The following is a 26,208-nucleotide window of genomic DNA, read 5'->3' as shown; positions in this document are numbered from 1 at the left end:
CCGACCTTGTTGTATCCTATGGTGACCCATTCAGCGATCTCAAAACGGCGCGGTTGGCGCATTGTCGCCAACCGCTTTGCTGTCTGTCGAAGAAGTGAAAGAAACAGGAGCGCCCATGCCCATCGACATCGACACCTTGAACGGCCCCCAGCGCGAGGCGGTCGTCACCACGGAAGGCCCGCTTCTGGTGCTGGCCGGCGCCGGGTCCGGCAAGACGCGCGTGCTCACCTACCGCATCGCCAACATCCTGGAGCAGAATCTGGCGGCCCCCTGGGAAATTCTCGCCATTACCTTCACCAACAAGGCGGCCGCCGAGATGCGCGAGCGTCTGGCGCAGCTCGTGGGCACGCGCTCGCGAGGCATGTGGGTGTCCACCTTCCACTCCATGTGCGTGCGCATGCTGCGGGCCGACGCCGAGCGGCTGGGCTTCACGAAGAACTTCACCATTTACGACACGGACGATTTGAAGCGGCTGTACAAGGACATCATGGCCGAGCTGAACATCGACCCGAAGCGCTTTCCCGTGAACCAGCTGATGAACCGCATCTCCCAGGCGAAGAACGACCTCGTTACCCCCGGTAACTTCGACGCGCACGACCCGGTGGGGAAGGTGGCCGAGCGCGTGTACGAGCGGCTGCAGGAGCGCCTGCGCGCAGCCAACGCCTTCGACTTCGACGACCTTCTTTTGTACGGCTACCTGCTGCTGAAGAACCACGCGGACGTGCGCGAGGCCTATCAGGATCGCTTCCGCTACCTCATGGTGGACGAGTACCAGGACACCAACCGCGCCCAGTACGCCATCACCCAGCTGCTCGCCGCCAAGCGCCGCAACATCATGGTGGTGGGCGACGACGACCAGTCCATCTATTCGTGGCGCGGCGCCGACTTGCGCAACATCTTGGAATTCGAGAGCGACTACCCCGAGGCCAAGGTGGTGAAGCTCGAGCAGAACTACCGCAGCGTGGGCAATATCTTGGCGGCGGCCAACGCCGTCATCGCGAACAACCAGCACCGCAAGGAGAAGCGCCTGTTCACGGACTCGGGCGACGGGGAGAAGATCTCGGTGTATCTGGCCACCGACGAGCGCGACGAGGGCCGCTGGATCGCCGGGGAGATCGACCGGCGCCGCAGTGAGGGTACCTCCTACAACAACATGGCCGTGTTCTACCGCACCAACGCCCAGTCGCGCATGCTCGAAGATATGCTGCTGCGCGCCGGCGTGCCCTACCGCATCGTCGGGGGCACGCGCTTCTTCGATCGCGCCGAGATCCGCGACGTAATGGCCTATCTCACGCTGGTGATGAACCCGGCCGACGACATCGCGGCCAAGCGCGTCGTCAACGTGCCGCGCCGCGGCATCGGCAAGACCACCATCGAGCGCATCGACCAGTACGGCCGCGAGATGAACATGCCGTTTCTCACGGCGGCCGAGCTGGCGGTGGTCGATCCGGACATCCGCGCCTCCACCCGCAATGCCGTAGGGGAGTTCATCCAGGTCATCAAGGACGGCGCCACCTACGGGGGCGATCTGCGCAAGGTCGTGGAAATGATCATCGACAAGGCCGGCCTCATTCGCGCCCTGCAGGACGAGGGCACCGACGAGGCGCGCGGGCGCGTCGAGAACATCCAGGAGTTTCTGGGCGTTGTGGACGAGTTCGTGCAGACCCACGATGCGGAGGAGTCCGACTTCGCCGCGCCGACGGTGGGCGAGGACGAGTCGGTCGAGCCCGTGCGCGTGCTGCGCGGCGACTCGCTGGCCGACTTCATCGAATGGGTGCGCCTGCGCACCGATCTGGACACGGTGACCGAGGACGGTCAGGCCGTCACGCTGATGACCGTGCACTCCTCCAAGGGCCTGGAATTCGACTGCGTCTGGGTGGCCGGCATGGAGGAGACGCTGTTCCCCCACATGAACTCCGTGGGCGACGCGGCGGCCGTGGAAGAGGAGCGGCGGCTCGCCTACGTGGCCATCACCCGCGCCCGCAAGCGGCTTTGCCTCACCTGCGCCCAGCAGCGCCAGATCTTCGGCCAGACCCACGCGAACCCCGTCTCCCGCTTCATCGGGGAGATCCCCTCGGAGCTGCGCCAGACGAGCGGGCTGGGCTCGGCGGGCTTCTCCGGCACCGGCTGGGAGAAGCGCGGCAGCCGCCGGGGCATCGCCGGCTCGGGCACCGAGGCGGGGGAGGGCCGCGTGTTCGGTCGCTCGAGCGCCTCGGGCGCTCAGGGTCGCTCGTTCGCCGAGTACCGCGCGGCCACGGGTACGGGGCGTGCGGCGGGCAGCATCGGCGGCGCATCCCGCGCAGGCTCGGGCCGCATCGGTGCGGGGGCGAACCCGAACGCGGGGAAGAAGGAGGGCGCCCGGGCCACTTTCGCCGCCGGGGACGCCGTGGATCACAAGACCTTCGGCCGCGGCACTGTCGTGAAGGTGGACGGCGACACCCTGCACGTCAAGTTCGCCAAGACCGGCCAGACCAAGAAACTGCTGAAAGACTACGCCCCCATTGTGAAGATCGGGTAGGCGCCCTGCCAAAAAGACGGCGGCCCGGATCGCGTCGATCTGGGCCGCCGTGCTGGAAGCGTCTGTCGCGTTACCCTAGCACCCCGCGCAGAAGGCGCAGGCGGAAGGGGCCTTGGCGATGCCGCCGAGGGCCGTCTCGCGCAGCTCGGGGGGAAGGCCCCGGCCCACTTCGTCCATGACGGCCACGGCCTCGTCGAAGCTGATGAGGTTCTGGACGCCGGAAAGGGCGATCTGGGCGCTGACGAAGGCGACGGAGGCCGCCGTGGCGTTGCGCTTCTGGCAGGGCACTTCCACAAGGCCCCCCACCGGGTCGCATACCAGGCCGAGCAGCGACATCATCACGTTCGCGCCGGCGGCCAGGCAGCGGTCGGGGGCACCGCCCGCAAGCGCGACGGCCGCCGCGGCCGCCATGGCCGCCGCGCTTCCCACCTCGGCCTGGCAGCCGCCCTCGGCGCCGGACACGCTGGCGTTGCGGGCGATGAGGTAGCCCAGGCCCGCGGCGGTGAGGATGCCCTCGCGCAGCTGGTCGTGGGAGAAGCCGCGCTCGTCGCGCAGGGCCAGAAGCACGCCGGGGAGCACGCCGGCCGAGCCCGCGGTGGGGGTGGCCACGATGACGCCCATGCGCCCGTTGGTCTCCAGGGTCGCCAGGGCGTACTGGGCCGCCCGGGCCGCCAGGGGATCTACCAAGCGGTGCCGGGGATCGGCATCTTCCAAGGCCGCCCGCAGTTTCGCCGCCTCGCCGCCGATGAGGCCGCCCACGGAGGGCTGCGGGTTGCCCAAGGGCTCGGTGGCGGCGTTGCCCATCACTTCCAGAACGCGATCGAGATAGGCGTCGATGCCGGCCTCGGTGCCCTGCTTGGCGCACAGCGCCTCCTCGCGGGCGCGGAAGGCTTGGGCGATGGTGACGTGCTCGCGCTCGCACAGCGCCAGAAGCTCCTCGCCGGATGCGTAGTCCCAGCGGGCGAACCGCTCCTCGGCATCCTCGGGCATGGGCACCTCCTCGCCGTCGCCGGCGCAGGTGGCGGGTACGACGCGCGCGTTGATGATGTCCGGGTGGTCCATCAGAAGCTCGCGCACGCTCGCATCCACGGCGCTATCGGTCTCAAGGACGGTGTAGGCGTCGCCGCGCTTGGCCGTGCGGTGCAGGTTCGCGTTGGCGATGTTGATGCCGCAGCCGGCCAGCACGCCGGCGATGTGGGCGAGCACCCCGCGCTCGTCGCGCTGGTGCACGACCACGCTCGTGCGTTCCCCGGTGATGTCCACGTCGATGCCGTTGATACGCCGAATGACCGCCGCGCCGCCCCCGATGGAGACGCCCCGCATCTCCAGGGTGCGCCCCTCGCGGCTCTCGCAGCGGATGTCCACGGTGTTGGGGTGCGCCACCTCGGTGGTCGTGTCCCAGACGATGTCCACCTGCACGCCGGCTGCCTTCGCCAGGGCGAAGGCGTCGGCCACGCGCGGGTCGTCGGTCGCGAGCCCCAGGATGCCGGCCACCAGCGCCTTGTCGGTGCCGTGGCCGGATCCGGTGGCGGCGAAGGAGCCGTACAGGGTGAAGACGGCGCGTTCGGGCTGCTCGCCGAAGAGCTTCCGCGCCATGGAGGCGAGGGCCAAAGCCCCCGCCGTATGCGAGCTGGACGGTCCCACCATGATGGGGCCGATAATGTCCCTCAGACCATAGGTTTTCACAAGAGCTCCTTTCGCGTTTCCCATCCGCAGAGCAGTTCAGGGCTTCATTTCATCGAAGAAGCCTATCATAGCCCATCGCCTAACGGGCGCAGAGGCGCTATACTGCCTCAAAACCGTAAGTTGGTGAGAAAGGGGAACCTTCATGTCTTCCAAAATCCTCGTCGTGGGCCATCGCAACCCCGACAACGACTCCATCGCCGCAGCCGTGGGCTACGCGCATCTGAAGAATGCGCTGGCCGCCCGCGACGGCGAGGCCGACGCCGTCGAGTACGTGCCCGCCCGTCTGGGGCCGCTGCCGGTGGAAAGCGCCTGGATTCTGGAGCAGAACGACATCGCCGAGCCGGTGCTCATCGAAAACGTGAACCCTGTCGAGCGCGATGGCGAGGAAGTCAAGCAGAAGGTCATCCTCGTGGATCACAACGAGATCGGCCAGGCGGCCCCGGGTATCGAGAACGCCGATGTCGTCGAGATCATCGACCACCATCGCATCGCCGATGTTTCCACGGCCAACCCCATCCTCTTTTTGAACCTCCCCATCGGCTCCACGGCCACCATCGTCACGCTTCAGTTCCGCCAGACCGGCATCGAGCTGCCCGATTCCATCGCCCGCGTTCTCCTGTCGGCCATCCTCACCGACACGGTCATCATGAAGTCTCCCACCTGCACCCAGGTGGACGTCGACCAGGTGAACTTCCTCGCCGACAAGCTCGGCATCGATGCGGTGGAGTACGGCATGGACATCTTCCGCACCCGCGGCGGCGAGGACAAAATGCCCATCGCCAAGTTGGTCGAGGCCGATTCCAAGGAGTTCAAGGTCAACGACGACGTAACGGTGCTCATCGCCCAGCGCGAGACGGTAGACCTCCCGACCGTGATGGCCCGCGAGGCGGAGATTCGCGATCACATGAAGAAGCTCGTGGAAGACAACGGCTACGAGTTCGCCCTGCTGCTCGTCACTGACATTCTGGCCGAGGGCTCGCAGTTCATCGTGGAGGGCGATCCGGCCCGTGTGAACCGCGTCTTCGAGATCGAGTGCTGCGAGGGCGGTAACTGGATGCCCGGCGTGCTGTCCCGCAAGAAGCAGGTGGCGGCCCCCATTCTTGCCTCGTAATAATTCCTTGAGGAATTATTACGCGACGCTGCGGATCCGACAGGCACCTGGCCTTGCCCCTTGTTTTTGCCACGGCGCGGCACGAAGGCCGCTTGGGCAAAAGGCGGGGCAAATCCAGGCACCTGTCGGACCCTCGCTGTTTTCCTTGGGCGCATCCCTGCGACAAAAAATTTAGGAATTTTGAAAGAAGGACCCTTATGAACCCCGATCGCGTGCTTGAATCGTTTTTGGAAATGGTGGCCATCGAGAGCCCGTCATGGCACGAGGCTCCCATGGCAGCTTATTGTGCAGAAAAGCTGGCGGAGATGGGATTCACGGTCACCTTCGACGCTTCTGCGGCGGAAACGGGGTCGGATACGGGCAACCTCATCGCGCATTTGCCCGGCACGGTGCCGGGGCGCATCGGGTTCTCGGCGCATCTGGACACGGTGAAGCCCTGCGCGGGCATCGAGGCGGTCATCGAGCAGCGCCATATCTGCGACGACATTACCTGCCGCATGGCCGAGGTCGTCTACTCGGCGGGGGAGACGATCCTCTCGGCCGATGACAAGGCCGGCATCGCCGCCATTTTCGAGGGGCTGCGCTCGGTGCTGGAATCCGGCACGCCCCGGCCCGACATCACGGTGCTGCTCACCACCTGTGAGGAGCAGAGCCTGCTAGGGGCCGGTGCCCTGGCCGACGATGCGCTCGCGTGGCCGGAGAATCTGCCGGCGGCTACCCCGGAAGCCGAGCGCGACGGACGTTTCCCGCTGTTCGTGCTCGATGCGGACGGGGCGCCGGGCACCATCATCATGGGCGCGCCCTACCACTGGACGCTGCGCGCTCGCATCGAGGGCCGTGCCGCCCATGCCGGCGTGGAACCGGAGGAGGGCGTCTCCGCCATTCAGATCGCCGCAGCCGCCGTGGCCGCCATGCCGCTTGGGCGCATCGACGAGTGCACCACGGCCAACGTCGGCCGCATCGAGGGCGGCGTGGCCGTGAACATCGTGCCCGCCGTCGTGACGCTCATGGGGGAGTGCCGTTCGCTGTACGAGGATCGCGTGCTCGCCCAGCGCGACGCCATGACCCGCGCCTTGGAAGAAGCCGCCGCTCGCTTCGGCGGCCAGGTGGAAGTGGCCTGGGAGCTGGACTACCCGGCTGTCGTGCACGAGCCCGGCGACGCCATCGTCGCGCATTTGGAGGCCGCTGCGGCCACTTGCGGCCTTGAGTCCCGCCACGCCACCTCCGGCGGCGGGGCCGACGCGAACATCCTCGGCACGAAGGGCGCCGACGCCATCACCCTCGGCATCGGCATGACCAACTTCCATTCCGTCGACGAGTATATAGAGGTAGCCGACCTCCAGAACATGGCCCGCTACGTCGAGGCCATCATCGCCGAGTACGCGATGTAGCTTTAGAAGCGACCCCGTAGGGGGCGACCTTGGTCGCCCCTCTCTGCAACGGCAGACTTTTCCGGCAGGGAGAGCCTTGTCCCGGCACCTGCGGGGACAAGGCTCGGATTTTGGCAGACGCGGGTACCAAACCGCCTGTTTTGCCAGGCGCAGGGACCCAAACCGCCCGTTTTGGCTGAACTGCGACAAGCCATCTACCAGGCATTATAGGAAGTTTTCCCAGATCAGAGCTTCGGGTGAAACTGGAGGTTTGGTACCCGTGGACTGCCAGAATCCGAGGTTTGGTATCGTCTAAGACAAGATCGCGTGAAAGGCTATGCTTCAGTTTCCGGTATGCGTAGGGATGCGCGTCGGGCTCGCTCTTCGACGAGATCGCCAAAGACGCTGCGAGCAAACTCAAATTCGTTTTCGTGGCGACGCAAGAAGTTGCGCATGCGCAGGTAGTCGCGCACTTCTACGGCGTCTTCGCTCTCGTCCTCCATGACTTCTTGGGCGAAGGCGCGGGCGCGTTCGATGGAGTCGGCGTCGTCGGCTTCGAGTTCAGTCACATATTGCGTGCGTTCGCCTGCTGGCGCATAGAACAGGAAAAGGTTGGCGAACTTCCCTTGAGGTCCCTCGGGGAGGCCTTGGGCGGCCTTCTGCTCCGCAGCGGCGCGATCGACGAGAATCTTGCCGTTGTCGCGGCGGCCGGGCAGCACGCCCGAGGCCACCATGGCATTCACGCGGAAGCGACTCACGCCGAGTATCTCGCCAGCTTCGGCAGACGAGATGAGGTCGCTGTCCTCGTCGGCTATCCTTCCCACTTTCAGGCCAGCTGTTGAAATCGGTGGGGCCAGCTCCAGGCTGCGCTTCGCCTCCTCTAGGGTGGTGAGCTTTTTGAGGGGAAGGTGTGGATAATGGATCTCGAACCCTTCGGCGGTTTTCTCGATATAGCCGCCCGGCACGGGGCGGTCGTTGATGGACAGATCCCAGCGCGAGGGCTCGCCCTCGGCGCCGCAATACTCGGTCCAGGTTCTGACTTGGGTAGACATAGGGTTCCTCCTCGCGTTTACAGAGATTGGAATGGGTTTTCAAGGGGCGTCTTTGAAAAGGAGCGGCAAACAGGGTAGCTGCCTCCGAATTGCGCTTCGATGGCGGCGATCATCGACGTCTGCCCCATATCCTCGAGCATCTCGCGAGTGATCCAGCCATAGCCCAGAAGCTCGTCGGCCAATTCGGCACAATAGGCGCAGCGCTGGCATTGTCTGTTGCAAGTGGAGGTGCGTTTGAAGAAATTCGTCCTGCCAAGTGCCTTGTTGTCGATGTGCGCGCGGAATTCGATGCCGTAATAGCCGATGGAGCTGCACAGCAGATCGAAGAGGTTGCCGTCGTAGGACTCGTCCAAGTAGGCTTCGGTGCAGCGAAGCACTTTGCTCGGCATCATATCGCGGCCGACAATTTTGAAGAAGCTTGTGATGCCCTCGTAGCGGCGCATATCTTCGGGCCTGATCCAGTTCGATTTGAAAATCTGCCCGGCATCGCGGCCGATGATGTCGCCGCAAGCGAAAGAGAAGGCGTTGCCCTCGTCGCGCTCTTCGTGGGATTTGTGGGAGATCAAGTTCATGTGGAACTTGCGGTAGGGGCATTTGTTCAAGCACCCCTCGTTTACCATGAGCTTGAGCTCTACGCCAAGTTTCTCGCGGATTTGCCGCAAGAGCTTCAGGTCGCGGTTGATGCTCGTGTCCACGGTCATAGTGGTGGCGCCTGCTAGCGCGAAGGCTTCGGCGCGGGAAAAGCAATCGATGTCGGCGAGGACTGAGGCGCTGATTTCAAGGTTCGGACAGGTTTGGCGCGCTTGTTCGATGAGGAAGGGATTGGCCAGTGTCACTGCCTCAATGCCGTGTTGCTCGTGCATGTCGCGAATGAATCCGATTTGGCGATTGAGGGTCTCCTCGGCGTACCAATCCCCGCCATCGCACGTGGAATTCATTGTGACGTCGACGCGGATGCCCGCTTCGCGAATGATGCTGACCACTCCGACGAACTCGTCGAGGGTCGTCACGTTTCCAACGCGGCCCGAACCGGTGATGGCTTGCGGCGCATTCAGGTAGATCTCCCGAATAACGTTGCCGTCGCGTCTTTGAAGCGCGATCAGCTGTCGCAGCGTGGCGGCGTCTCCGTTATAAGGAACGGAAAACTCGAGTTGAGCCACAGAGCCCCTCCTTCCTCTCTCGTTTAGAAAAAGGGCCCGCTTTTCAAGAGCGGGCCCGCTTGTGCTCATCGGCGCCAGGCCGGGCCTAGGCCTCGGTTACGGCATCCCAGGGTTCGAGGGCGGCGGCATTGCGGCCGGCGATACGGCCGACGCACCAGTTCTCGGAGCCATTGCCGCCGGTGATGGCGTAAGTGTGGCCATTCATGTTGCCGAACGAGCCGGCGGAGTACAGGCGCGGAATCGGGTTGCCGCTCGGATCGACGATGTTGGCGTTCTCGTTGCGGCGAGCACCGCCGATGGTATTGCAGATGCCCGGGTACAGCGGAATGGCGTAGAACGGACCGGTCTCGACCTTTGCCAGCTGCTGGCGGCCGAAGTCCTCGTCAGCGCCCTTGTCGCACAGCTCGTTCCAGCGGGCAACGGAGGCCTTCAGCTTCTCAGCGTCCATCTTGTCGTCCCATTTGCTGGCGGCGATGTTGGCGGCCAGCTCGTCCAGGGTGGCGCCGGTGGTAATCCAGCCACGCTCGAGCTCCCATTTGTTGTCGGCAGACCATCCGGCCCAGCCACCGAGTTCGGGATCGAGACCCTCGGTCATGTAGCCGATGCCCATGCCGCCGTTCTCGGTGGCGGCGCCGCCGACCATGCCGCCCCAAGAGCCGCCGTCGAAGGAGGTCTGGTCGAAGATGTACCAGGAAGGAATGCGGTCGAAGTCGCAGATTTCCTCATCGAAGTTAGCGTAGGGCTTCCAGCCGCCATGGGGGCTGAAGACCTCCTCGTTGCCCCAGCGGTCGCCCAGGCGCGAGACCTTGATGTAGTTGGGGGTAGGGCTGCCCACGGACACTCCGCCGGGCACGATCTCCGGGTCGTCGAACCAGGCGTCATCGCCGCCGCAGACCTGCTGCATGTGCCACAGGTCGGCACCTACCTTCTGGGCCATGGTGATGCCGTCGCCGGTGTTGTACTTCCAACCGTAGAAGCCGCGCATGGGATAGCACTTCAGGTACTTGGCCTGTAGCTCCTCGTTGAATTCGAAGCCGCCGGTGCACAGAATGACGCCCTTGGAGGCCTTCACGGCCTTGGGCTTGGCGTCGTCGCCCATGAGGGTGTAGCAGCCGATGATTTCCTTGGTGACGGGGTTCTGGATGAGCTCCTCGTCATGGCACTCGAACAGCACCTCGATGCCGCGGTCTTGACGATGCTGGTCCATGGCCTCGAAGAAACCGGCGCCGTAGCCGTCGCCCTGGCCCACATACATCTCTTCGTAGCCGGTGAAGATGTCGTACTCGGCGCGGGGGCTGTCACCGAGAGAGTACTCGAGACCGTACTCGTCGGCGTAGTCGGGGTTCTGCACGGCCTCGTCGGCCCATGCCTGGCAGACTTCCATGGGGGTCTGGCCGTGGAACGCCTCGAAAGCGAACTGGGCGGCTGCGTCGGCGTCGTGGGGGGCGGTCCACTGGCCCATGTTGATTGACGAGGATCCGCCGCCGCGGAACGGTGATTTCTCAAGGTAGAGCACCTGGGCACCCTCGTCGTAGGCGGTGATGCCGGCCCACAGGCCCGCTCCGCCGTAGCCGATTACGAGCACGTCGGTCTCGTAGTCCCAGGTCTCGGGCATCCACTCGGGGGTGCTGCCGGTGTCAGAGAGCGCAGCGTCATTGCCGGCGCACCCGGCCAGGGCGGTGGCGCCGGCAACCCCGGCGGCAGCCAGGGCGGAGCCCTTCAGAAACGAACGGCGAGATACTTCCTCCATGTTTTCCTCCTTTTTGGTAGGGTTGCTATGCCATCCGCTTGGATGCGGACGATGCCAAAGTTGGGATTGGCCGCACCTGGACCCCGCTGAGGGAGGGATTGACGGGGTCCAGGCGGAACCGGGGTAAATAAATGGTTGCAAAGGCTACTCGTGGCAGGTGTTGCACTCGTAGACGTCCATGTGGTGGCAGCCCTTGCAGGCCTTCTTTGCGGTGTCCTCGACAGCGTCGTCGGAGTGCATGCTGTGGCAGCTGCCGCAGTCGATGGTCGCGTGATCCTCGTTCTCGGGCAGGGCGTGGGGGTTTACCACGGTGCCGTTGGTGTCGGTGAGAACGGCGCAGGATTCGGTCTTGGCGGCCAGATCCTCCTGGCTGCCGTGGCAGCCGCTGCTGAAGCAGGCGGTGGTATCGATGGTGGTCTTTTTCAGCCGTTTGGGCGTCTTGTCGCCGAACTGCACGCCATCGTGGGCGGTCGCCAGGCTGTCGATGTCGCTATGGCAGGTGGTGCACTCCTGCGTCGCATGGTTAGATGCGGGCATCGTCGCGTCGCCGAGCGAGTCGCCCTCGGTGCTGTGGCAGGTGGTGCAGTCGGTATCTGCGGAGAACGCGAAGTCCCCTGTCATTGCGGCGTTCTCGTCGGCTTCAGCCTGTGAGCCGCTGCCCGTTTCGCTGAGATCTGCCGTTTTCGGGGCGCAGCCGACAGTGCCCAGGGACATAAGTGCGATGACACCCGCGACAGCGGAGGCAAGAACGATCTTGCGCAGGGATACGTGAGCCATGCTTCTCTCCTTCCAAGTGGCTCCGGCGGCTCTCTCGTCGTCCCGCCGGATTGAATTCGATGGGCGGCATTGTGCGTCCTCGTCGCCGAAATGCCATCATCCAAAGCCGATGCTTCGCGGGAGGAGACAGATTATTTTGCTGCCAAGCCATCATCTGAAAAGGATGAAAGACCAGGTGGAATAAGGGATGACGAAGGACAGATTGTGGGTGGTTCTCGGCCTTGCCCTTGCTATACTGCCCTTGACCGCACATCGATACGGGAGGGTCGGCGATGGTAGGAATTACGAAGGACGATGGCGCGCTACCGTCTCAGGGGCTAGGAGGGGCTTCCGAGAAGAGCGGGCTTTTGGTGGTTCTCGGGTATATTGGCGCCCAAACGTGGCTTCCCATTGTCGGCGTGGTAGCCGATATGTATCGCGGGGGCGATCTGGCGCTGTCGGGGCTGAACCCCCTTCTCTTTTCTTATCTTGCTGTTTTGGGGACGACGGCGTGCGCAGCGTCTTTCGCGCGTTGGAGGGACGAATGGTCTCGAGGCGTCTTCGGGGCGTTTGCGGGCGCGTTGGCTGCCATCGCCGGCGCAGCGCTTCTGCTCGTTCCCGAACGGGGCGCCTCTGTGGCAGTTGCGGTTCTACGCGTCGTGTCCGGCGCGCTGCTCGGCTTGGGCGGCGGTTTGCTCACCATGGTATGGAGCGAACGCTTTGGACGGCTGGATGCTCCGGCGCGCTCCCGGGTTTCGTTTCTCGTCGTACTCGCTGCCTGCCTGCTGGCGGCCTTCGCTCAGTCCATAGGCATCCACTGGTTGCTGCTTGCAGTGGTCGCCGTGTTCTCGGCGGTGTCCAGCGCCTTGTTCATGGTGTCGGCGTCTCGCGGTGAGGCTGCTGCTAAAACCTCTTCGCCAGTGACGCATCTGCAGGGGGCTTTTGTTCGCATTATCGCGTCCTATGGCCTGTTCGGCCTTGTCTTCGCCCTGATGATCACGCAGTTTCTCATTGCGCGTCACGGTCACGCCCTGTCGTGGACGTGGTTTTTGAGCCTTTCGGGCGTCGTTATCTCCCTCGTGGTCGAGGTTGTGGCAAAGGCGCTGCTCAAACAGGGATTCAGCTGGCTGCTCCTTCTGCGCTTTGTGGCCATACCGATACTTGTGGCTTTTTACCCCTTCGATGCCGGAAGCGAGTTCTCCCTGCGCTTTGCCATGGGGGCCTCGGCGGTGGCTCTGTGGGTGTACCTTTCCTTGGTGGTGGGAATCGCGGCGGAGGCGGCCGGGCAGATTCGCGTACCTTTTGCTATCGTGTGGGGTGTGGCTCTGGGCGCGCTTGCTCTGGGCGCGGCTTTGGGGTCGAGTTTGGCGCTTATGATGGAGAGCCTCGATCTCCAGGGCCACGTGAGCGTGACGGCCATCGCGGCCATGGTGCTTGCTGTTATCGCGTCGGATGTGGTGTTGACGCGCGGAAGTTTGGCGCGGGCCTACAAGAGGGCCGTAACTGCCGCAGGGGGCAAAGAGGCGGAGTCTGCTGACGGCGGTACGCCTTTCGATGAGCGGGTCGCGGCCGTGGCTGAGGTCTACGCGCTGACTGAGCGAGAGGCAGAGGTTCTGGGCATTCTGGCGCGCGGGCATGGGCTGGGTCGCGTTCAGGAGGTGCTTTTCATTGCCGAGGGAACCGCCATTACTCATCGTCGGCACATTTATCAGAAGCTCGATGTCCATTCCAAGGCCGAGCTCATCGATCTCGTCTCCGGCTTCGGAGATGATGGGATAGATGACGATTGAAGTCGGTTTAGATGACCGGGGGCGCTGGCCTTCATCGGTCGGGAGGGCCGACCAAGGTCGGCCCCTACGGGAAAAGCGCGTCAGTCCTCGTCGGCCTCTACGAGAAAGCGTGCCAGTCCTTGTCGGTCGGAAGTGCGTGGGGCTTCCTTGCCTGCATTTCCTGCGATTATGGACAAATTGTGCCGCTCGCCGGAGGGGATGGATACGCCCGGGTGCGTGGCGTTTGACACACAGCGGAAACCCTCGTAATATACCCCCTCGCGCCTCACAGAGGCGCTTGTTTTGTGCAGTGCAAGCCCGTGGAAAAAGGAAAGGAAAAGAGTCTTGCCTACAATTAACCAGCTGGTCCGCAAGGGCCGCAAGAAGACGGTCGACAAGTCGAAGACCCCGGCGCTCAAGGGCAACCCGCAGAAGCGCGGCGTGTGCACCCGCGTGTACACCACGACCCCCAAGAAGCCGAACTCCGCTCTTCGCAAGGTCTGCCGTGTGCGTCTCGTCAACGGTATGGAGGTCACGGCCTACATCCCCGGCGAGGGCCACAACCTCCAGGAGCACTCCATGGTGCTCATCCGCGGCGGCCGTGTAAGGGACCTTCCCGGTGTCCGTTACAAGGTCATCCGCGCGGCGCTCGACTGCGCTGCGGTGGACAACCGCAAGCAGGCTCGCAGCCGCTATGGCGCTAAGCGCCCGAAATAACGTTCGTTAAGTCGCGCGGGTCGGAGAAGTCGGGCTAGAAACCCGCCGACCTAATGGATGCCGGCAAAGCATCCCGAAGCGCGCAGAAGCAAAAGGAGTAACTACATGCCGCGTCGTGCAGCAGCAGTCCGTCGCGAAACGCAGCCGGACGCAAAGTTCAACAACCGTCTCGTCACGCAGCTCATCAACAAGGTTCTGCTTGACGGCAAGAAGTCTATCGCCGAGAACATCGTCTACGGCGCCTTCGACCTGGTCCAGGAGAAGACCGGCGAGGATCCGCTGACCGTGTTCAAGAAGGCCATGGACAACGTCCGCCCCACCCTCGAGTGCAAGCCGAAGCGCGTGGGCGGCGCCACTTACCAGGTGCCGATGGAGGTCAACTCCCGTCGCGCCACCACGCTGGCGATCCGCTGGATCGTCGACTTCTCCCGCAAGCGCAAGGAGCACACCATGCGCGAGCGTCTCGCCAACGAGATCATCGACGCCTCCAACAATACCGGCGCCGCTGTGAAGAAGCGCGAGGACATGTACAAGATGGCCGAGGCGAACCGTGCGTTCTCGCACTACCGCTTCTAGGGCTGGTGAAGATACATGGCTAAAATCGATCTGAGGGATACGCGCAACATCGGCATCATGGCCCACATCGATGCAGGCAAGACCACCACGACCGAGCGCATCCTCTACTACACGGGCAAAACTCATAAGATCGGCGAGGTGCACGACGGCGCTGCCACCATGGACTGGATGGTCCAGGAGCAGGAGCGCGGCGTGACTATCACCGCTGCAGCCACCACCTGCTTTTGGAAGTACCCCGGCGGCGCGTCCGACGGCAAGGAATACCGCTTCCAGATCATCGACACCCCCGGCCACGTGGACTTCACGGCCGAGGTGGAGCGCTCCCTGCGCGTGCTCGACGGCACCGTCGCCGTGTTCGACGCCGTTGCCGGCGTGCAGCCGCAGTCCGAGACGGTGTGGCGCCAGGCCGAGCGCTACGGCGTGCCCCGCATCGCCTTCATCAACAAGTACGACCGCGTGGGTGCCGACTTCTTCCATGCCATCCAGACCATGCGCGACCGTCTGGATGCGAAGGCCGTGGCCGCCCAGATTCCCATGGGTGCCGAGGATAACTTCTGGGGCATCGTGGACCTCGTGACCATGACTGCCTGGGACTTCAAGGCCGACGACAAGGGTATGACTTACCCCGAGCCCATGGCCGAGATCCCGGCCGAGTTCAAGGAAGATGCCGAGCTGTACCACCAGGAGCTGCTTGAGGCCGCCGCCGACTGCGACGACGAGCTGATGGAGAAGGTCCTCATGGAGGAGGAGATCTCCGTCGACGAGCTGAAGGCCGCCATCCGCAAGGGTGTTATCGCCTGCCAGATCAACCCCGTGTTCGTGGGCTCCGCCTACAAGAACAAGGGTGTGCAGGAGCTGCTGGACGCCGTGGTCGACTACATGCCCTCCCCGGTGGACATCCCGCCGATCAAGGGTACCAACCCCGACACCGGCGAGGAAGAGGAGCGTCCGGCCGATCCGAAGGCTCCGTTCGCTTCGTTGGCCTTCAAGATCATGACCGACCCCTATGTGGGCAAGCTCACCTACCTGCGTGTGTACTCCGGCCATCTGGACGCCGGCAGCTACGTGCTGAACGCCACGAAGGGCAAGAAAGAGCGCATCGGCCGTCTGCTGCAGATGCACTCCAACCAGCGCGTCGACATCGACGCCGTGTCCGCTGGCGACATCGTTGCTGTTGTGGGTCTGAAAGACACCTCCACCGGTGACTCCCTGTGCGCCGAGGACGCTCCCGTCATCCTGGAGTCCATGGAGTTCGCCGATCCGGTTATCGACATCGCCGTGGAGCCCAAGACCAAGGCCGAGCAGGACAAGATGGCCATCGCCCTGCAGAAGCTCGCCGAGGAGGACCCGACTTTCCGCGTGTCCACCAACCATGAGACTGGTCAGACCATCATCGCCGGCATGGGCGAGCTGCACCTCGAGATCATCGTCGATCGCCTGCTGCGTGAGTTCAAGGTCGAGGCGAACGTGGGCAAGCCGCAGGTAGCCTATCGCGAGCGTCCGGGCCACGAGGTCATGAACGCCGAGGGCAAGTTCGTTCGCCAGTCCGGCGGCCGCGGCCAGTACGGACACGCGGTCATCAACATGTACCCGCAGGAGGCTGGCAAGGGCTACGAGTTCGTCAACAAGATCGTCGGCGGCGTGGTGCCCAAGGAGTACATCCCCTCCATCGACAAGGGCATCCAGGAGGCGCTGAACTCCGGCGTTCTGGCTGGCTACCCGGTCGAGGACGTGAAGGTCGAGCTGATCGACGGTTCCTACCACGACGTGGACTCCTCCGAGGCCGCCTTCAAGGTGGCCGGTTCCATGGCCATCAAGGACGCCCTGCGCAAATCCAACCCGGTCATCCTGGAGCCCGTCATGGCTGTCGAGGTTGAGACGCCCGAGGAGTACACCGGCTTCGTCATGGGTGACATTCCCAGCCGTCGTGGTCTTATTCAGGGCCAGGAGCAGCGTGGAAACGCCGTCGTCATCGAGGCGAAGGTTCCGCTGGGCAACATGTTCGGCTACGCGACCGACCTGCGTTCCGGTACGCAGGGCCGCGCCGTGTACACCATGCAGATGGACTCCTACGAGCCCGTGCCCAAGTCCGTGCAGGACGAGATCATCAGCAAGGCCGGCGGCAACGCCTAAGGCGCCCTCAGAGAAACTTCTATTTGGAGGTAATGTAAGTGGCAAGTCAGAAGATTCGCATCCGTCTCAAGGGATACGATCATGAGATCGTGGATCAGTCCACGCGCCTCATCGTCGATACCGCTCAGAAGACGGGTGCCAAGGTTTCCGGTCCTATTCCGCTGCCGACGGAGCGCAACCTGTACTGCGTCATCCGTGGGCCCCATGTGAACAAGGACTCCCGCGAGCAGTTCGAGATGCGCACCCACAAGCGCCTGATCGACATCCTCGAGCCGACCCCCAACACGGTTGACTCCCTGATGCGTCTCGATCTCCCCGCTGGCGTTGACATCGAGATCAAGCTGTAAAGGAGGTTTGGGACATGATTAACGCTATCTATGGCAAGAAGATCGGCATGACCCAGATCTTCGACGACCAGGACCGCATCGTCCCGGTCACCGTTATCCAGGCCGAGCCGAACACCGTGTGCCAGGTGAAGACCGTGGATACCGACGGCTACGAGGCCGTGCAGATGGGCTTCGGCTACATCAAGCCCCGTCGCGTGAACAAGCCCATGCAGGGCCACTTCGACGCCCAGGGCGCCGAGCCGAAGCGCTACCTGCGCGAGGTTCGCGTCGAGAACGCCGGCGAGTACAAGGTGGGCGACGAGCAGACCGTCGCGGCCTTCGCCGACGTGAAGAAGGTCGACGTGACCGGCACGTCCAAGGGCAAGGGCTTCGCCGGCGTCATGAAGCGCTACGGCTTCGCCGGCGGCCCGGGCGGCCACGGCGCGCACTTCCATCGCGCCCCCGGTTCCGTGGGCCAGTGCGCCACGCCGTCCCGCGTGTTCAAGGGCCTGCGCCTGCCTGGCCACATGGGCTGCGACACCGTCACCGTGAAGAACCTCGAGGTTGTTCGCATCGACGAGGAGCAGAACCTCATCCTGGTCAAGGGTGCGGTGCCCGGCGGCAAGAACGGCATCGTCCGCGTCCGCATGGCTTAATTGGAACGATCGGTAACAAGGAGTTACAGCAACTATGGCAACTATTGAGATTAAGGACGTGAAGGGCGCTGCCGCCGGCACGGTCGAGCTTTCCGACGCCGTGTTCGCCATCGAGCCGAACGTGCCTGTGATGCATCGCACCGTGAAGGCGCAGCAGGCATCCTGGCGCCAGGGCACCGCCAACACGCGCACCCGCGGCATGGTTCGCGGCGGCGGCAAGAAGCCGTGGCGTCAGAAGGGCACCGGCCGTGCCCGTCAGGGTACCATTCGCGCTCCCCAGTGGGTCGGCGGCGGTACCGTGTTCGGCCCCCACACCCGCAGCTACGACCAGAAGGTCAACAAGAAGGAGATCAAGCTGGCTATGCGCTCGGCTCTCTCCGCCAAGCTGGCCGACGGCGAGCTGTTCATTGTGAAGGACATGGACTTCGAGAAGCCCTGCACCAAGGACGCCGTGGCGCTCATCAAGGCGCTGGGTCTCGAGGGCAAGCGCATCTGCGTGGTCATCGGCAACGAGGACATCGAGGCTTTCCTGTCTTTCCGCAACATCCCCGAGGTGAACATTCTGCCGGTGGGCGATATCAACACCTACGAGCTGGTCGACAACAAGGCCCTCGTTATCGCCGAGCCGTGCCTGGCCCGCATTGAGGAGGTGCTTGCATAATGGAGAAGGATCCCCGCGACGTCATCATCCGCCCCGTCATCACGGAGCACAGCTACGACGCTATGGAGAACAACGTCTACACCTTCGAGGTGGCCAAGGACGCCAACAAGGTTGAGATTCGCCAGGCTATCGAGGCTATCTTCAACGTGAAGGTGGTCAAGGTGAACACCCTGAACGTGAAGTCGAAGCCGAAGCGCGTTCGCTACCAGGAGGGTCGCACCCGCACCTGGAAGAAGGCCATGGTCACCCTGGCCGAGGGCGAGACCATCGAGATCTTCGCTTCCTAGCTTCAAGCGCTCATCGCGCCAAGGGCCGAAAGCCCGAGAAACCAAGGCCGGCTCCCGCAAAGGGGCCGGCCTTTTTGCTGCGAGCCGTAGCCCGAGGCGGGTTTTTGCCCTGTCGCTCGGTCGTCTCCGACATTTTTCCGTCTCTGGCTACGGGCGTATTGAGGACTAGGCTTTCTTGCGAAGCTGTGACCAGGCATTTTCTTGATAAGCTTAAAGTTATGCCTAGGTAACACAATAGCCAGAGGCGGGAAAATGTCGATCTGCGTTGAAGCGGAAGGCAAAAAGCGGCTTCGTGCTACGGGTTTGCATCCTTTGCCTATGGAAAAGGCCCGGAAGCGAGGGCTTCCGGGCCGAGGGGGAGGCAGGTGGCGCTGGGCGCGTCGAGCCCTTCAAGTTTCGGGCGACAGCGCGCTCTTTCTTAGGCGCAGGCCATCTGAACGAGGGTTTCCAGAGAGACGCCCTCGACCTCGGCGTTGGCGATGGCGCCGCCGCCGGCAACGTTGGTAGCGCAGGAGCAGGCCATCACGTAGGAGGTCGCTTCCTCCTCGCCGGCCAGCTCGTCCACGGTGGCCGTGAACGAGGCGTTGGGGCCCGCCACGGTGACGGCCGCGGCCTTGACGGCCTCGCAGCCGTAAGTGGGCAGCGACGCGCACAGCGTGGCGGCCGCCTTGCAGAAAACGCCGCTTATCTCGGCGTTGGAGGACACGGCGTCCTGCGTGTAGCTAAAGGTTCCCTCCACGGCGCGCGCAGGGGCCTCGGTGTCTGCGACATCTGCGGCAGCCAGGGTGGTCACAGATGCCGGAGCGGCTGCCGCAGGCTCGATGGTAGCGGCCTGGGCCACGCCGGCGCCTCCGGAGATGAGGGCCACCGCGCTCATCACGCCGCCGATGGTCTTAACAGTCTGAGATTTCATGGAATGTCACCGTCCCTTTCTATTCCTCGACGTTCACGAACAGCGTGACGGGCTTCTTCATCTGGACGCCGTTCGCGTCCGTGGCCTGCAGCTTCACCTGGTATTTGCCCGCCTTGCTCGGCGTCCAATCCAGGGAATAGGTGACCCATTGGAACGGATCGAAGTCGGTGACCTGATCGGCGATCTTCACGTCTTGCCAGGTCTTGCCCATGTCGAAGCTGAAGTTGACGCTGGCCAGGTCTCCCACGACGCGGTTCCAGCTGTACACGGCACCGGTCAGGGTCACCGGCTCGCCCACCTTGGTGGTGACACCGTCTTCCTGGAACCACATGCCGTTGATGGGATAGCTTGGGGAGGGCTCGTCGGACTCGGCCATCATCGGGCCTTCGAAGAAGGTCTCGTCCTGAGTGAAATCGATGGACTTGACGTGCTTCACCTGGCGCGCGCCGGGGTTGCCCAGCGACACGAGCGTCATGGGTGCGCCGTCGTCCTGGCTCAGATCCTCGCCGTAGTACTTCAGGGCAATGTAGGCGTCCTCGGTGTAGGTGCTCGCCTCCAGATTCATGGGCGGGAAGGCCTGCCAGCCGTCGTAGCCCGTGGCGTTCACGGCGTTCACGCCGTCGGCCAAACCTCCGCACTGCTCGATGAGGTAGGCCACCGACACACCCGACATGGGGATGTTGGAAACGAGCGAGCCCCCGCGGCCGTTGGTGGCGCAGGCCAGCGCCATGGTGAACTCGGTCTGGGGCATGGCCTCAAGTTCGGCTTTCGTGAACGAGCGGGGGTTCTTCACGCCGGTGAGGCTCACGGTGTTCTCCTCGCTGCACACGGCGTCGAAGCTGAAGGGCTCGCCGTTCTTCTCGGTGACCTCGGGGCCCCAGTTGTTCACGATGAACACGTCGTCGTGGTCGGTGATGGACTGATCCAGCGTGACATCGATGGACGGCGCCGCATCCTGGGTCATACCATTGATGAAGCCGCCGAAGAAGCCGCGGGAGTCGACCCAGGCCTGCTCAGCTTCGTTGCCGTCGATGTTCGGGTAGCCGCCCAGCGCCGGTTCATCGTAGAAGTCGTCCCACAGCACCAGCTGGTAGTCGCCCTGGTTGCCGGCGGAGTTCATGGCATGGCAGCTCCAGCAGTTGCCGTTGGCCTCCTGGAAGACCTTGCTGCCGTAATGGGCCGCGTGAATGAGGTCGCCCAGGTACGGGCCGGTGAGCGCTGTGTGGCCGCGGTGGCACGGCTCGCAGTCCTGATAGGTGAGCGCCTTGTCGTAGCCCACGTGGGTCAGGATGTGGTTGTAGCCGTCCTTCATGTTCATGACGTCCCACAAATCCTCGTGGCACGCGTTGCATCCGCGGTTGCCGGCGTTCAGCATGTCCGTGGTGCTGAAGGTGTCGTTGAAGTTGCCGGAGGTCCTGTCGGTGAAGTCGGGGTACATCGACGACGCAGCGGTCTCCTCCGTCGTCTCCCCGTCGCCGCCCGTGGCCGCCATGGTCGTGGTGGCCTGGGGTGCGCACCCCCACAGCGCGAGCGCCAGCGCCGCCACGGCCGCCATCACGGCTATGGCCACAAGCAGGCGGGACGTGCCCTTGCTCTCTTGTGCTTTCATCCTCTTCTCCTTCCTTTCCGTTGAAGATGTAGCCACTCGTCGGACGGGGCGCACCCAGGGAGGCGTGATGGGCCCCGTCCGGCAAGCATCACTTTAGAGAGGCGAGCCTTTCGGGAAATCAGCAACGTTTGTTGAGCTTGCCGAGCCATCTCAACAACTCTTGTTGATTTCAAAGGAAGGCCTAGTGATATGATTGAGTTGGCTGATTAGCGCATTACGGACCGCAGAGTGCGTATTGTCAGCGGCCGACGGCGATCCTCGCGTCGCGTGCGGCCGCGGCGGGACGCGAGGGCGAGCAAGGGGAGGGAGAGATGCGCATGGAAGAGGAGACGGCACGGAAAAATCGTTCCGGGCAGAGGCCGGGGGAGGCGCCGGCTGGCTACTGGTGGGCCGTAGGGGCGCTTGTAGCCCTGGCATCCGCGGCGATGCTTCTGCATGAGGCCGCCAGCTGGGTGCTGGATATGGCGCCGCTGTGGGGCGCGCCGGTCAACGTGAGGGCCTTCTCCTGCGACGCCCATTCGCTCGGCCTCGTCTTCGGCTACGCCTTCACCCAGATCAGCAGCCGGCGTTTCTCCCGCCTCGTGGGCGACGGCGCATTCTGGGTCGTTTTCTTCGTCGCGGTCTTCGTCGACGTGCTCGCGTTCTACTGGTGTTTGGCAGAGCCGCGCGGCCTTTTCGCCGTGGTGGCGGTGCAGTTCTTCGGGGCGGCGGCCGGCGCCTGGTTCTTCGTGGCCCTAAGCCAAGTGGCCTGGGCGGTGGGCACAAGGCTGTTCATGACCACCATCGTGACGGTAATCGGCTGCACGACATTAGTGGTGCAGGGACTCTTCAGCATGCTGGAGGCCACGGTCGCCCCGGTGGTCTTCGAGCTGTTGCACCTGGCCCTCGTGCCGGCGGCGGCTTTCTGTCTGGCGCGGGCCATGGTTCCCGGTTCGTGCTTCCGCGAAGGCTACGCTGCCGTCGTCTTCGCTCCCATCCGCACCGCACCCGATGGCGGGAAGACGGCAGGGGCGGAAGGGGACGGAGGTTCGGGCGCGGCGGCCAGCGTCGACGATGCCGCCGGCGCGCGCGAATCCACCGGGCCCAACCGCGCGGTGCCGCTGTGCGCGCGACTCTTCATTATCGTCGGCGTCTACGGCATGGTGTTCGGCTTCCTCCACGTCATCCCCTTGGCGCTGCCTTTGGGGGTGGTGGCGCGGGTGGCGTCGTTCCTCGTCGGCGCCGTGGTGGCGCTCGCCCTGTTCGCCGTCACGCTGCGCCACGGCCGCGGCGTGGACGTCTCGCTCATTTGGAACCGCTTTTATCGTTTCGTGTTCCCCGTCGTCTGCGTGGCGGCGCTCCTCGGTCCGCTTACCAACAGCAGCGAGTTTTTGCCGGCCCTCATCATGCAGGCCTGCGCCCTCTACTACTTCGACGCGTTGCTTGCCATGGCCTGCTCGGTGATCAGCCGGATCATTAACGCCGCGCCCTCCCAGGTGTTCGGACGCGCCTTCCTCATTCGGTCGGTCGGCTTTCTGCTTGGCAACCTCATCGGCAGCACGGTGTACGAGCACGTGGTGCTGGATACCGCGGCCTTCTCCGTCATCGGCACGGCGGTGTTCGTCCTGCTTGTGCTCGTCACCTTCAACATGAACTCGGAGAAGTACGCCAAGACGGTTTGGGGCCTTCTGCCCCACGAGGATCCGCGTGGCCGCTACGAGCGCACCCGCGACGAGCGCTGCTCGGCCCTGGCGGCCCAGTTCGGCCTGACCGAGCGCGAAGCCGAGGTGCTGCGCCTGCTCGCTCGCAACAAGCGTCCGCGGGAGATCAGCGACGTGCTGGTGGTGTCGGTGGCCACGGTGCGCTCGCACGTTCATGCCATTTACACGAAGACGGGCGTGCATTCGGCTGCCGAGCTGGCCAAGCTTGTAGAATGTCTCCAGGACAAAAGCTAGAGAAGGGGTGTGATGTGGAAGAGGAACGAGTGGAAGGCGTGACAGCCCCGATGGCTGCCGAAGGCGCTGAGGAGGCCGCGGTCGTTAGCGACCCGGAGAAGTGCAACACCGTCACGTTCGTGGGGGCCGACGGGATGGAGCAGAGCTTCCCTCTGGACTTTTTGCTGGAGCGCGGCGCCATCGTGGCCAACCGCGTGAACGGCGAGGACATCATGAGCGTCATGGGCGCGACCAACCAGCTGTGGGTGCCGGGGCTGCCGGCCAAGCACTTCGTGCGCGACATCCGCGAGATCCGCTTCACCAACGAGGAAGTGCCGCCGGTCATCGGCCCGTTCGTCGACGACGGCCACGACTACACCAACCGCCCCAACGTGGCGGCGAAGGCGGAGTACGTGGGGCGCGTTGGCGAACCCATGGAGTTTTCCGGCTGGGCCCACGACTTCGACAAGCGCATCATCGCCGTGGAGTTCTCGCTCGATAACGGCGAGCATTGGACGCGCTACGATTTGGGCGACACCACGGCCGACCGCTGGGTGTCCTGGACCTTCGCCTGGACGTCCGAGGCCTCTGGCGCCTACCAGATGAAGGTGCGCTCGGTGAACGAGGACGGCGACGCGTCCCCTATCGCCGCCGTGCACACCTTCGAGGTGTTGTAAGACGCGAGCTGCGTTGATCTATGCTAACGAGGGGTATCTCTTGATGACGCGACTCGATCTTTCTGCAGGGCCGCAATAGGGCCGTAATATCCGCGCAGCGCGCAAACGGGCCCCGGAAGGGGGAGGCTTCCGGGGCCCGTAGGGGAGGGGTAAGGAAAGGTTTGGTGTGAGGCGCTCTAGGCGCAGGCCATCTGCACAAGGGTCTCCAGCGAGACGCCCTCGACCTCGGCGTTGGCGATGGCGCCGCCGCCGGCGACGTTGGTGGCGCAGGAGCAGGCCATCACGTAGGAGGCCGCCCCCTCCTCGCCGGCCAGCTCGTCCACGGTGGCCGTGAACGAGGCGCCGGGGCCCGCCACGGTGATGGCCGCGGCCTTGGCCGCCTCGCAGCCGTAGGTGGGCAGCGACGCGCACAGCGTGGCCGCCGCCTTGCAGAACACGCCGCTTATGTCGGCGTTGGCGGTCACGGCGTCCTGATCGTAGCTGAAGGAGCCCTCCACGGTGCGTGCGCCGGGGGCCTCGGGGGCCGCGGAGTCCGAGGCAGCCGTGACGACCGGCATGGCCGGCGCGGGTGCGGCCGAATCTACCGTGGCGGCCTGGGCCACGCCGGCGCCCCCGGAGATGAGGGCCACGGCGCTCATCACGCCGCCGAGTGTCTTAATCGTTTGGGATTTCATGAACGTCACCGTCCCTTTCTTACTCGGAAACATGGACGAACAGAGGCACGGAGAAGGGCATCTCGTTGCTAAGGTCGTCCGTGGCTGCCATCTTGACCAAGTAGGTACCGGCCTTTGCGGGCGTCCAGTCCATGGAGAAGTTGACCCATTGGTAGGGATCGAAATCGGGCACTTCCTTGTCCACGTCGTACTCGACCCAGGAGGTTCCCATGTCGAAGCTGAACTTGATCGTATCCAGGTTGCCCCACATGCGGTTCCAGCTGTACATGGCACCCGTGAGATTCACCGGCTCGCCAACTTTGGCCTCGACGCCGTGCTCCTGGAACCACATGCCGTTGATGGCGTAGTTGGGGGTGGGCTCGTCCGATGCGCCCATGAGTGCGGCCGTGAACGGCTCGTCATCGTGCATGAAGTCGATTTGCTCGACGTGCTTGACCTGCCATGCGCCGATATTGCCAAGGGAGATGAGTACCATGGGGGCGCCGTCGTCTTTGGAGAGCTCCTCGCCGTAGTACTTGAGGGCGATGTAAGCATCTTTGGAATAGGTGCTGGCCTCTACGGGCATTGCGAAGGACTTCCAGCCGTCGGAGGCGGTGGCCACAACGGCGTTGCTGTCGTCGAGAAGGCCGCCGCACTGTTCGATGAGGTATTCCATGGAAACACCCGACATGGGGATGTTCGACACGAGCGAGCCGCCGCGTCCGTTGGTGCCGCAGGCCAAGGCCATGGAGAACTCGGTCTGGGGCATGGCGAGCAGCTCTTCTTTCGTCCACGTCTTCGGATTCTTCACGCCGGTGATCGTCAAGGTATTGTCCTCGCTGCACACTTCGTTGAAGTCGAAGGGCTCGCCGTTCTTCTCGGTCACTTCCTCGCCCCAGTTGTTCACGATGAAGACATCCTCATGATCGGTGACGTCTTGGGCGAAGCTGACGGATATGGTGGGGTTCTGCTCGGTGTCCATGCGATTGTTGAATCCTATGGCATCGCTGGAATCCTTGCCGCGAACGCTCAGCCAGTAGCGGGTGGTCTCGTCGTTGGCGATGTTGGGGTAGCCGCCCAGCGCCGGGCTGTCGTAGAAGTCGTCCCAGAGCATGAACTGGTAGTCGCCTTGGGAGCCGGCGGAATCCATGGCGTGGCAGCTCCAGCAGTTGCCGTTGGCCTCGACAAACTGCTCGCTGCCGTAATGGGCGGCATGCAGCAAGTCGCCGAGGTAGGGCCCGGTGAGCGTCGTGTGACCGCGATGGCAGGGCTCGCAGTCCTGGTAGGTGAGCGCCTTGTCGTAGCCCACGTGGGTCAGGATGTGGTTGTAGCCCTCCTTCGTGTTCATGATGTCCCACAGATCCTCGTGGCACGAGTTGCATCCGCGGTTGCCGGCGTTCAGAAGCTCGGTAGTCTGATAGGTGTCGTTGAAGAGCCCCGAGCTCTTCTCGGTAAAGTCGGGGTACAATCCGACTACTGCCTCCTCGCTCGCCGCTGCTTCTTCGGCGTCTCCTGTGCTGCTGAGCTCGGCATGGGGCGCGCAGCCCCAAAGGGCCAGGGCGAGGCCGATGACGGCCGCCATGACGCCGAGGGCTGCGAGCAGGTGCCTGCGTCGCTGGTTTGCTGTCGTGTCCATCCTCTTCTCCTTCCTTGTTAGGAACCAACTCTGTCCGCCTTCGCCTGGCTGCTTGGTGGCGCAGCCGCGGGAGGCGGTGCTTAAAAGTCTAGGGAGAGGGCGCCCTCGCCGTGATCGCCAAAGAATGCGGAGATGGCAAAATCTCCTCCTCAATTTTTGAGGATATCGAGAAAAGCCTGATGAGAGCCTATGCCTGAGCCGTATTTTCGCTGGGGTTGTGTGGTAGTCTCCTCTTGTGCGATAGGGCTCGAATGCGCTGGTGACGAGGAGGGCGAGGGT

At 63.9% G+C, this 26,208-nt stretch carries 22 protein-coding genes; 13 read left to right on the top strand and 9 right to left on the bottom strand.

The window, feature by feature from the left end; translation table 11 throughout:
* Nucleotides 1-115: 115 nt before the first annotated feature.
* Nucleotides 116-2,518: an ATP-dependent helicase gene (locus tag GO707_RS04725; RefSeq protein WP_157012309.1), complete on the top strand. Its 2,403-nt coding sequence runs from the start codon at nt 116-118 to the stop codon at nt 2,516-2,518.
* 75 nt (nt 2,519-2,593) lie between these two features.
* On the opposite strand, the gene sdaAA is transcribed toward GO707_RS04725, so the two are convergent.
* Entirely contained in the window at nt 2,594-4,204 is a 1,611-nt protein-coding gene (sdaAA, locus tag GO707_RS04720; RefSeq protein WP_278571809.1) for an L-serine ammonia-lyase, iron-sulfur-dependent, subunit alpha, read from the bottom strand.
* A 142-nt stretch (nt 4,205-4,346) separates the two neighbouring features.
* Here sdaAA and GO707_RS04715 point away from each other — a divergent pair, with 142 nt between their 5' ends.
* Nucleotides 4,347-5,315 carry a manganese-dependent inorganic pyrophosphatase gene (locus tag GO707_RS04715; RefSeq protein ID WP_022740360.1) on the top strand — a complete coding sequence of 323 codons (969 nt, stop codon included), beginning with the start codon at nt 4,347-4,349 and terminating at the stop codon, nt 5,313-5,315.
* A 197-nt stretch (nt 5,316-5,512) separates the two neighbouring features.
* Nucleotides 5,513-6,706, top strand: coding sequence for a M20/M25/M40 family metallo-hydrolase (locus tag GO707_RS04710; protein ID WP_157012305.1), 1,194 nt, complete (start codon nt 5,513-5,515; stop codon nt 6,704-6,706).
* A 314-nt stretch (nt 6,707-7,020) separates the two neighbouring features.
* Here the strand turns inward: GO707_RS04710 and GO707_RS04705 are convergent, their stop codons facing one another.
* From GO707_RS04705 to GO707_RS04690, 4 genes are all read right to left on the bottom strand, one after another.
* On the bottom strand, nt 7,021-7,650 hold the full coding sequence (locus GO707_RS04705) for a MerR family transcriptional regulator (RefSeq protein ID WP_157012303.1): 630 nt from the start codon (nt 7,648-7,650) through the stop codon (nt 7,021-7,023).
* A 104-nt stretch (nt 7,651-7,754) separates the two neighbouring features.
* On the bottom strand, nt 7,755-8,897 hold the full coding sequence (locus GO707_RS04700) for a U32 family peptidase (protein ID WP_198161011.1): 1,143 nt from the start codon (nt 8,895-8,897) through the stop codon (nt 7,755-7,757).
* A gap of 85 nt (nt 8,898-8,982) precedes the next feature.
* Nucleotides 8,983-10,647, bottom strand: a complete 1,665-nt coding sequence (locus tag GO707_RS04695) for an FAD-dependent oxidoreductase (RefSeq protein WP_157012300.1) — start codon at nt 10,645-10,647, stop codon at nt 8,983-8,985.
* A 144-nt stretch (nt 10,648-10,791) separates the two neighbouring features.
* Nucleotides 10,792-11,424, bottom strand: a complete 633-nt coding sequence (locus GO707_RS04690) for a hypothetical protein (protein WP_157012299.1) — start codon at nt 11,422-11,424, stop codon at nt 10,792-10,794.
* 272 nt (nt 11,425-11,696) lie between these two features.
* Here GO707_RS04690 and GO707_RS04685 point away from each other — a divergent pair, with 272 nt between their 5' ends.
* The 8 genes from GO707_RS04685 (at nt 11,697) to rplW (ending at nt 18,528) form a co-directional block, all read left to right on the top strand.
* On the top strand, nt 11,697-13,193 hold the full coding sequence (locus GO707_RS04685) for a response regulator transcription factor (protein WP_157012298.1): 1,497 nt from the start codon (nt 11,697-11,699) through the stop codon (nt 13,191-13,193).
* 324 nt (nt 13,194-13,517) lie between these two features.
* Nucleotides 13,518-13,889: a 30S ribosomal protein S12 gene (gene rpsL, locus GO707_RS04680; protein ID WP_157012296.1), complete on the top strand. Its 372-nt coding sequence runs from the start codon at nt 13,518-13,520 to the stop codon at nt 13,887-13,889.
* Between the two features lie 105 nt (nt 13,890-13,994).
* Nucleotides 13,995-14,465, top strand: a complete 471-nt coding sequence (gene rpsG / locus GO707_RS04675) for a 30S ribosomal protein S7 (RefSeq protein ID WP_022740352.1) — start codon at nt 13,995-13,997, stop codon at nt 14,463-14,465.
* Between the two features lie 15 nt (nt 14,466-14,480).
* Entirely contained in the window at nt 14,481-16,598 is a 2,118-nt protein-coding gene (gene fusA / locus GO707_RS04670; RefSeq protein ID WP_157012294.1) for an elongation factor G, read from the top strand.
* A 38-nt stretch (nt 16,599-16,636) separates the two neighbouring features.
* Nucleotides 16,637-16,945 carry a 30S ribosomal protein S10 gene (gene rpsJ, locus GO707_RS04665; protein WP_016309237.1) on the top strand — a complete coding sequence of 103 codons (309 nt, stop codon included), beginning with the start codon at nt 16,637-16,639 and terminating at the stop codon, nt 16,943-16,945.
* A gap of 14 nt (nt 16,946-16,959) precedes the next feature.
* Nucleotides 16,960-17,580 carry a 50S ribosomal protein L3 gene (rplC, locus tag GO707_RS04660; RefSeq protein WP_022740350.1) on the top strand — a complete coding sequence of 207 codons (621 nt, stop codon included), beginning with the start codon at nt 16,960-16,962 and terminating at the stop codon, nt 17,578-17,580.
* 34 nt (nt 17,581-17,614) lie between these two features.
* Nucleotides 17,615-18,241, top strand: coding sequence for a 50S ribosomal protein L4 (gene rplD / locus GO707_RS04655; protein ID WP_114539968.1), 627 nt, complete (start codon nt 17,615-17,617; stop codon nt 18,239-18,241).
* Nucleotides 18,241-18,528 (top strand): 50S ribosomal protein L23, encoded by a 288-nt coding sequence (gene rplW, locus GO707_RS04650; protein ID WP_022740348.1) that lies wholly within the window; start codon nt 18,241-18,243, stop codon nt 18,526-18,528. Before rplD ends, rplW begins: the two co-directional genes overlap by 1 nt.
* A gap of 418 nt (nt 18,529-18,946) precedes the next feature.
* Here the strand turns inward: rplW and GO707_RS04645 are convergent, their stop codons facing one another.
* Nucleotides 18,947-19,441, bottom strand: coding sequence for a molybdopterin-binding protein (locus GO707_RS04645; protein WP_157012292.1), 495 nt, complete (start codon nt 19,439-19,441; stop codon nt 18,947-18,949).
* Between the two features lie 19 nt (nt 19,442-19,460).
* Nucleotides 19,461-21,050: a molybdopterin-dependent oxidoreductase gene (locus GO707_RS04640; protein ID WP_157012290.1), complete on the bottom strand. Its 1,590-nt coding sequence runs from the start codon at nt 21,048-21,050 to the stop codon at nt 19,461-19,463.
* Between the two features lie 317 nt (nt 21,051-21,367).
* Between GO707_RS04640 and GO707_RS04635 the strand changes: the two genes are divergently transcribed.
* Nucleotides 21,368-22,984 carry a helix-turn-helix domain-containing protein gene (locus tag GO707_RS04635; protein ID WP_144079478.1) on the top strand — a complete coding sequence of 539 codons (1,617 nt, stop codon included), beginning with the start codon at nt 21,368-21,370 and terminating at the stop codon, nt 22,982-22,984.
* A gap of 14 nt (nt 22,985-22,998) precedes the next feature.
* Nucleotides 22,999-23,640, top strand: a complete 642-nt coding sequence (locus tag GO707_RS12270; protein ID WP_232325591.1) for a molybdopterin-dependent oxidoreductase — start codon at nt 22,999-23,001, stop codon at nt 23,638-23,640.
* A 176-nt stretch (nt 23,641-23,816) separates the two neighbouring features.
* Here GO707_RS12270 and GO707_RS04625 read toward each other — a convergent pair whose 3' ends face one another.
* Both GO707_RS04625 and GO707_RS04620 read right to left on the bottom strand, forming a co-directional pair.
* The gene (locus GO707_RS04625) at nt 23,817-24,314 is read right to left on the bottom strand and encodes a molybdopterin-binding protein (protein WP_198161010.1); all 498 of its coding nucleotides are present in this window, start codon (nt 24,312-24,314) and stop codon (nt 23,817-23,819) included.
* Between the two features lie 19 nt (nt 24,315-24,333).
* Nucleotides 24,334-25,929, bottom strand: coding sequence for a molybdopterin-dependent oxidoreductase (locus tag GO707_RS04620; RefSeq protein WP_157012286.1), 1,596 nt, complete (start codon nt 25,927-25,929; stop codon nt 24,334-24,336).
* Between the last annotated feature and the right edge of the window lie 279 nt (nt 25,930-26,208).

It is taken from the genome of Adlercreutzia rubneri, assembly GCF_009755265.1.
GTDB lineage: Bacteria > Actinomycetota > Coriobacteriia > Coriobacteriales > Eggerthellaceae > Adlercreutzia > Adlercreutzia rubneri.
Note: the sequence above shows the minus strand (reverse complement) of the source record. Positions and strands in the feature narration are given on the sequence as shown.

Coding starts and splice junctions, on each gene's coding strand:
- GO707_RS04725 (WP_157012309.1), top strand. CDS start 116: ATGCCCATCGACATCGACACCTTGAACGGCCCCCAGCGCGAGGCGGTC.
- GO707_RS04715 (WP_022740360.1), top strand. CDS start 4,347: ATGTCTTCCAAAATCCTCGTCGTGGGCCATCGCAACCCCGACAACGAC.
- GO707_RS04710 (WP_157012305.1), top strand. CDS start 5,513: ATGAACCCCGATCGCGTGCTTGAATCGTTTTTGGAAATGGTGGCCATC.
- GO707_RS04695 (WP_157012300.1), bottom strand. CDS start 10,647: ATGGAGGAAGTATCTCGCCGTTCGTTTCTGAAGGGCTCCGCCCTGGCT.
- GO707_RS04690 (WP_157012299.1), bottom strand. CDS start 11,424: ATGGCTCACGTATCCCTGCGCAAGATCGTTCTTGCCTCCGCTGTCGCG.
- GO707_RS04685 (WP_157012298.1), top strand. CDS start 11,697: ATGGTAGGAATTACGAAGGACGATGGCGCGCTACCGTCTCAGGGGCTA.
- rpsG (WP_022740352.1), top strand. CDS start 13,995: ATGCCGCGTCGTGCAGCAGCAGTCCGTCGCGAAACGCAGCCGGACGCA.
- fusA (WP_157012294.1), top strand. CDS start 14,481: ATGGCTAAAATCGATCTGAGGGATACGCGCAACATCGGCATCATGGCC.
- rplC (WP_022740350.1), top strand. CDS start 16,960: ATGATTAACGCTATCTATGGCAAGAAGATCGGCATGACCCAGATCTTC.
- rplD (WP_114539968.1), top strand. CDS start 17,615: ATGGCAACTATTGAGATTAAGGACGTGAAGGGCGCTGCCGCCGGCACG.
- rplW (WP_022740348.1), top strand. CDS start 18,241: ATGGAGAAGGATCCCCGCGACGTCATCATCCGCCCCGTCATCACGGAG.
- GO707_RS04645 (WP_157012292.1), bottom strand. CDS start 19,441: ATGAAATCTCAGACTGTTAAGACCATCGGCGGCGTGATGAGCGCGGTG.
- GO707_RS04640 (WP_157012290.1), bottom strand. CDS start 21,050: ATGAAAGCACAAGAGAGCAAGGGCACGTCCCGCCTGCTTGTGGCCATA.
- GO707_RS04635 (WP_144079478.1), top strand. CDS start 21,368: ATGGAAGAGGAGACGGCACGGAAAAATCGTTCCGGGCAGAGGCCGGGG.
- GO707_RS04625 (WP_198161010.1), bottom strand. CDS start 24,314: ATGAAATCCCAAACGATTAAGACACTCGGCGGCGTGATGAGCGCCGTG.
- GO707_RS04620 (WP_157012286.1), bottom strand. CDS start 25,929: ATGGACACGACAGCAAACCAGCGACGCAGGCACCTGCTCGCAGCCCTC.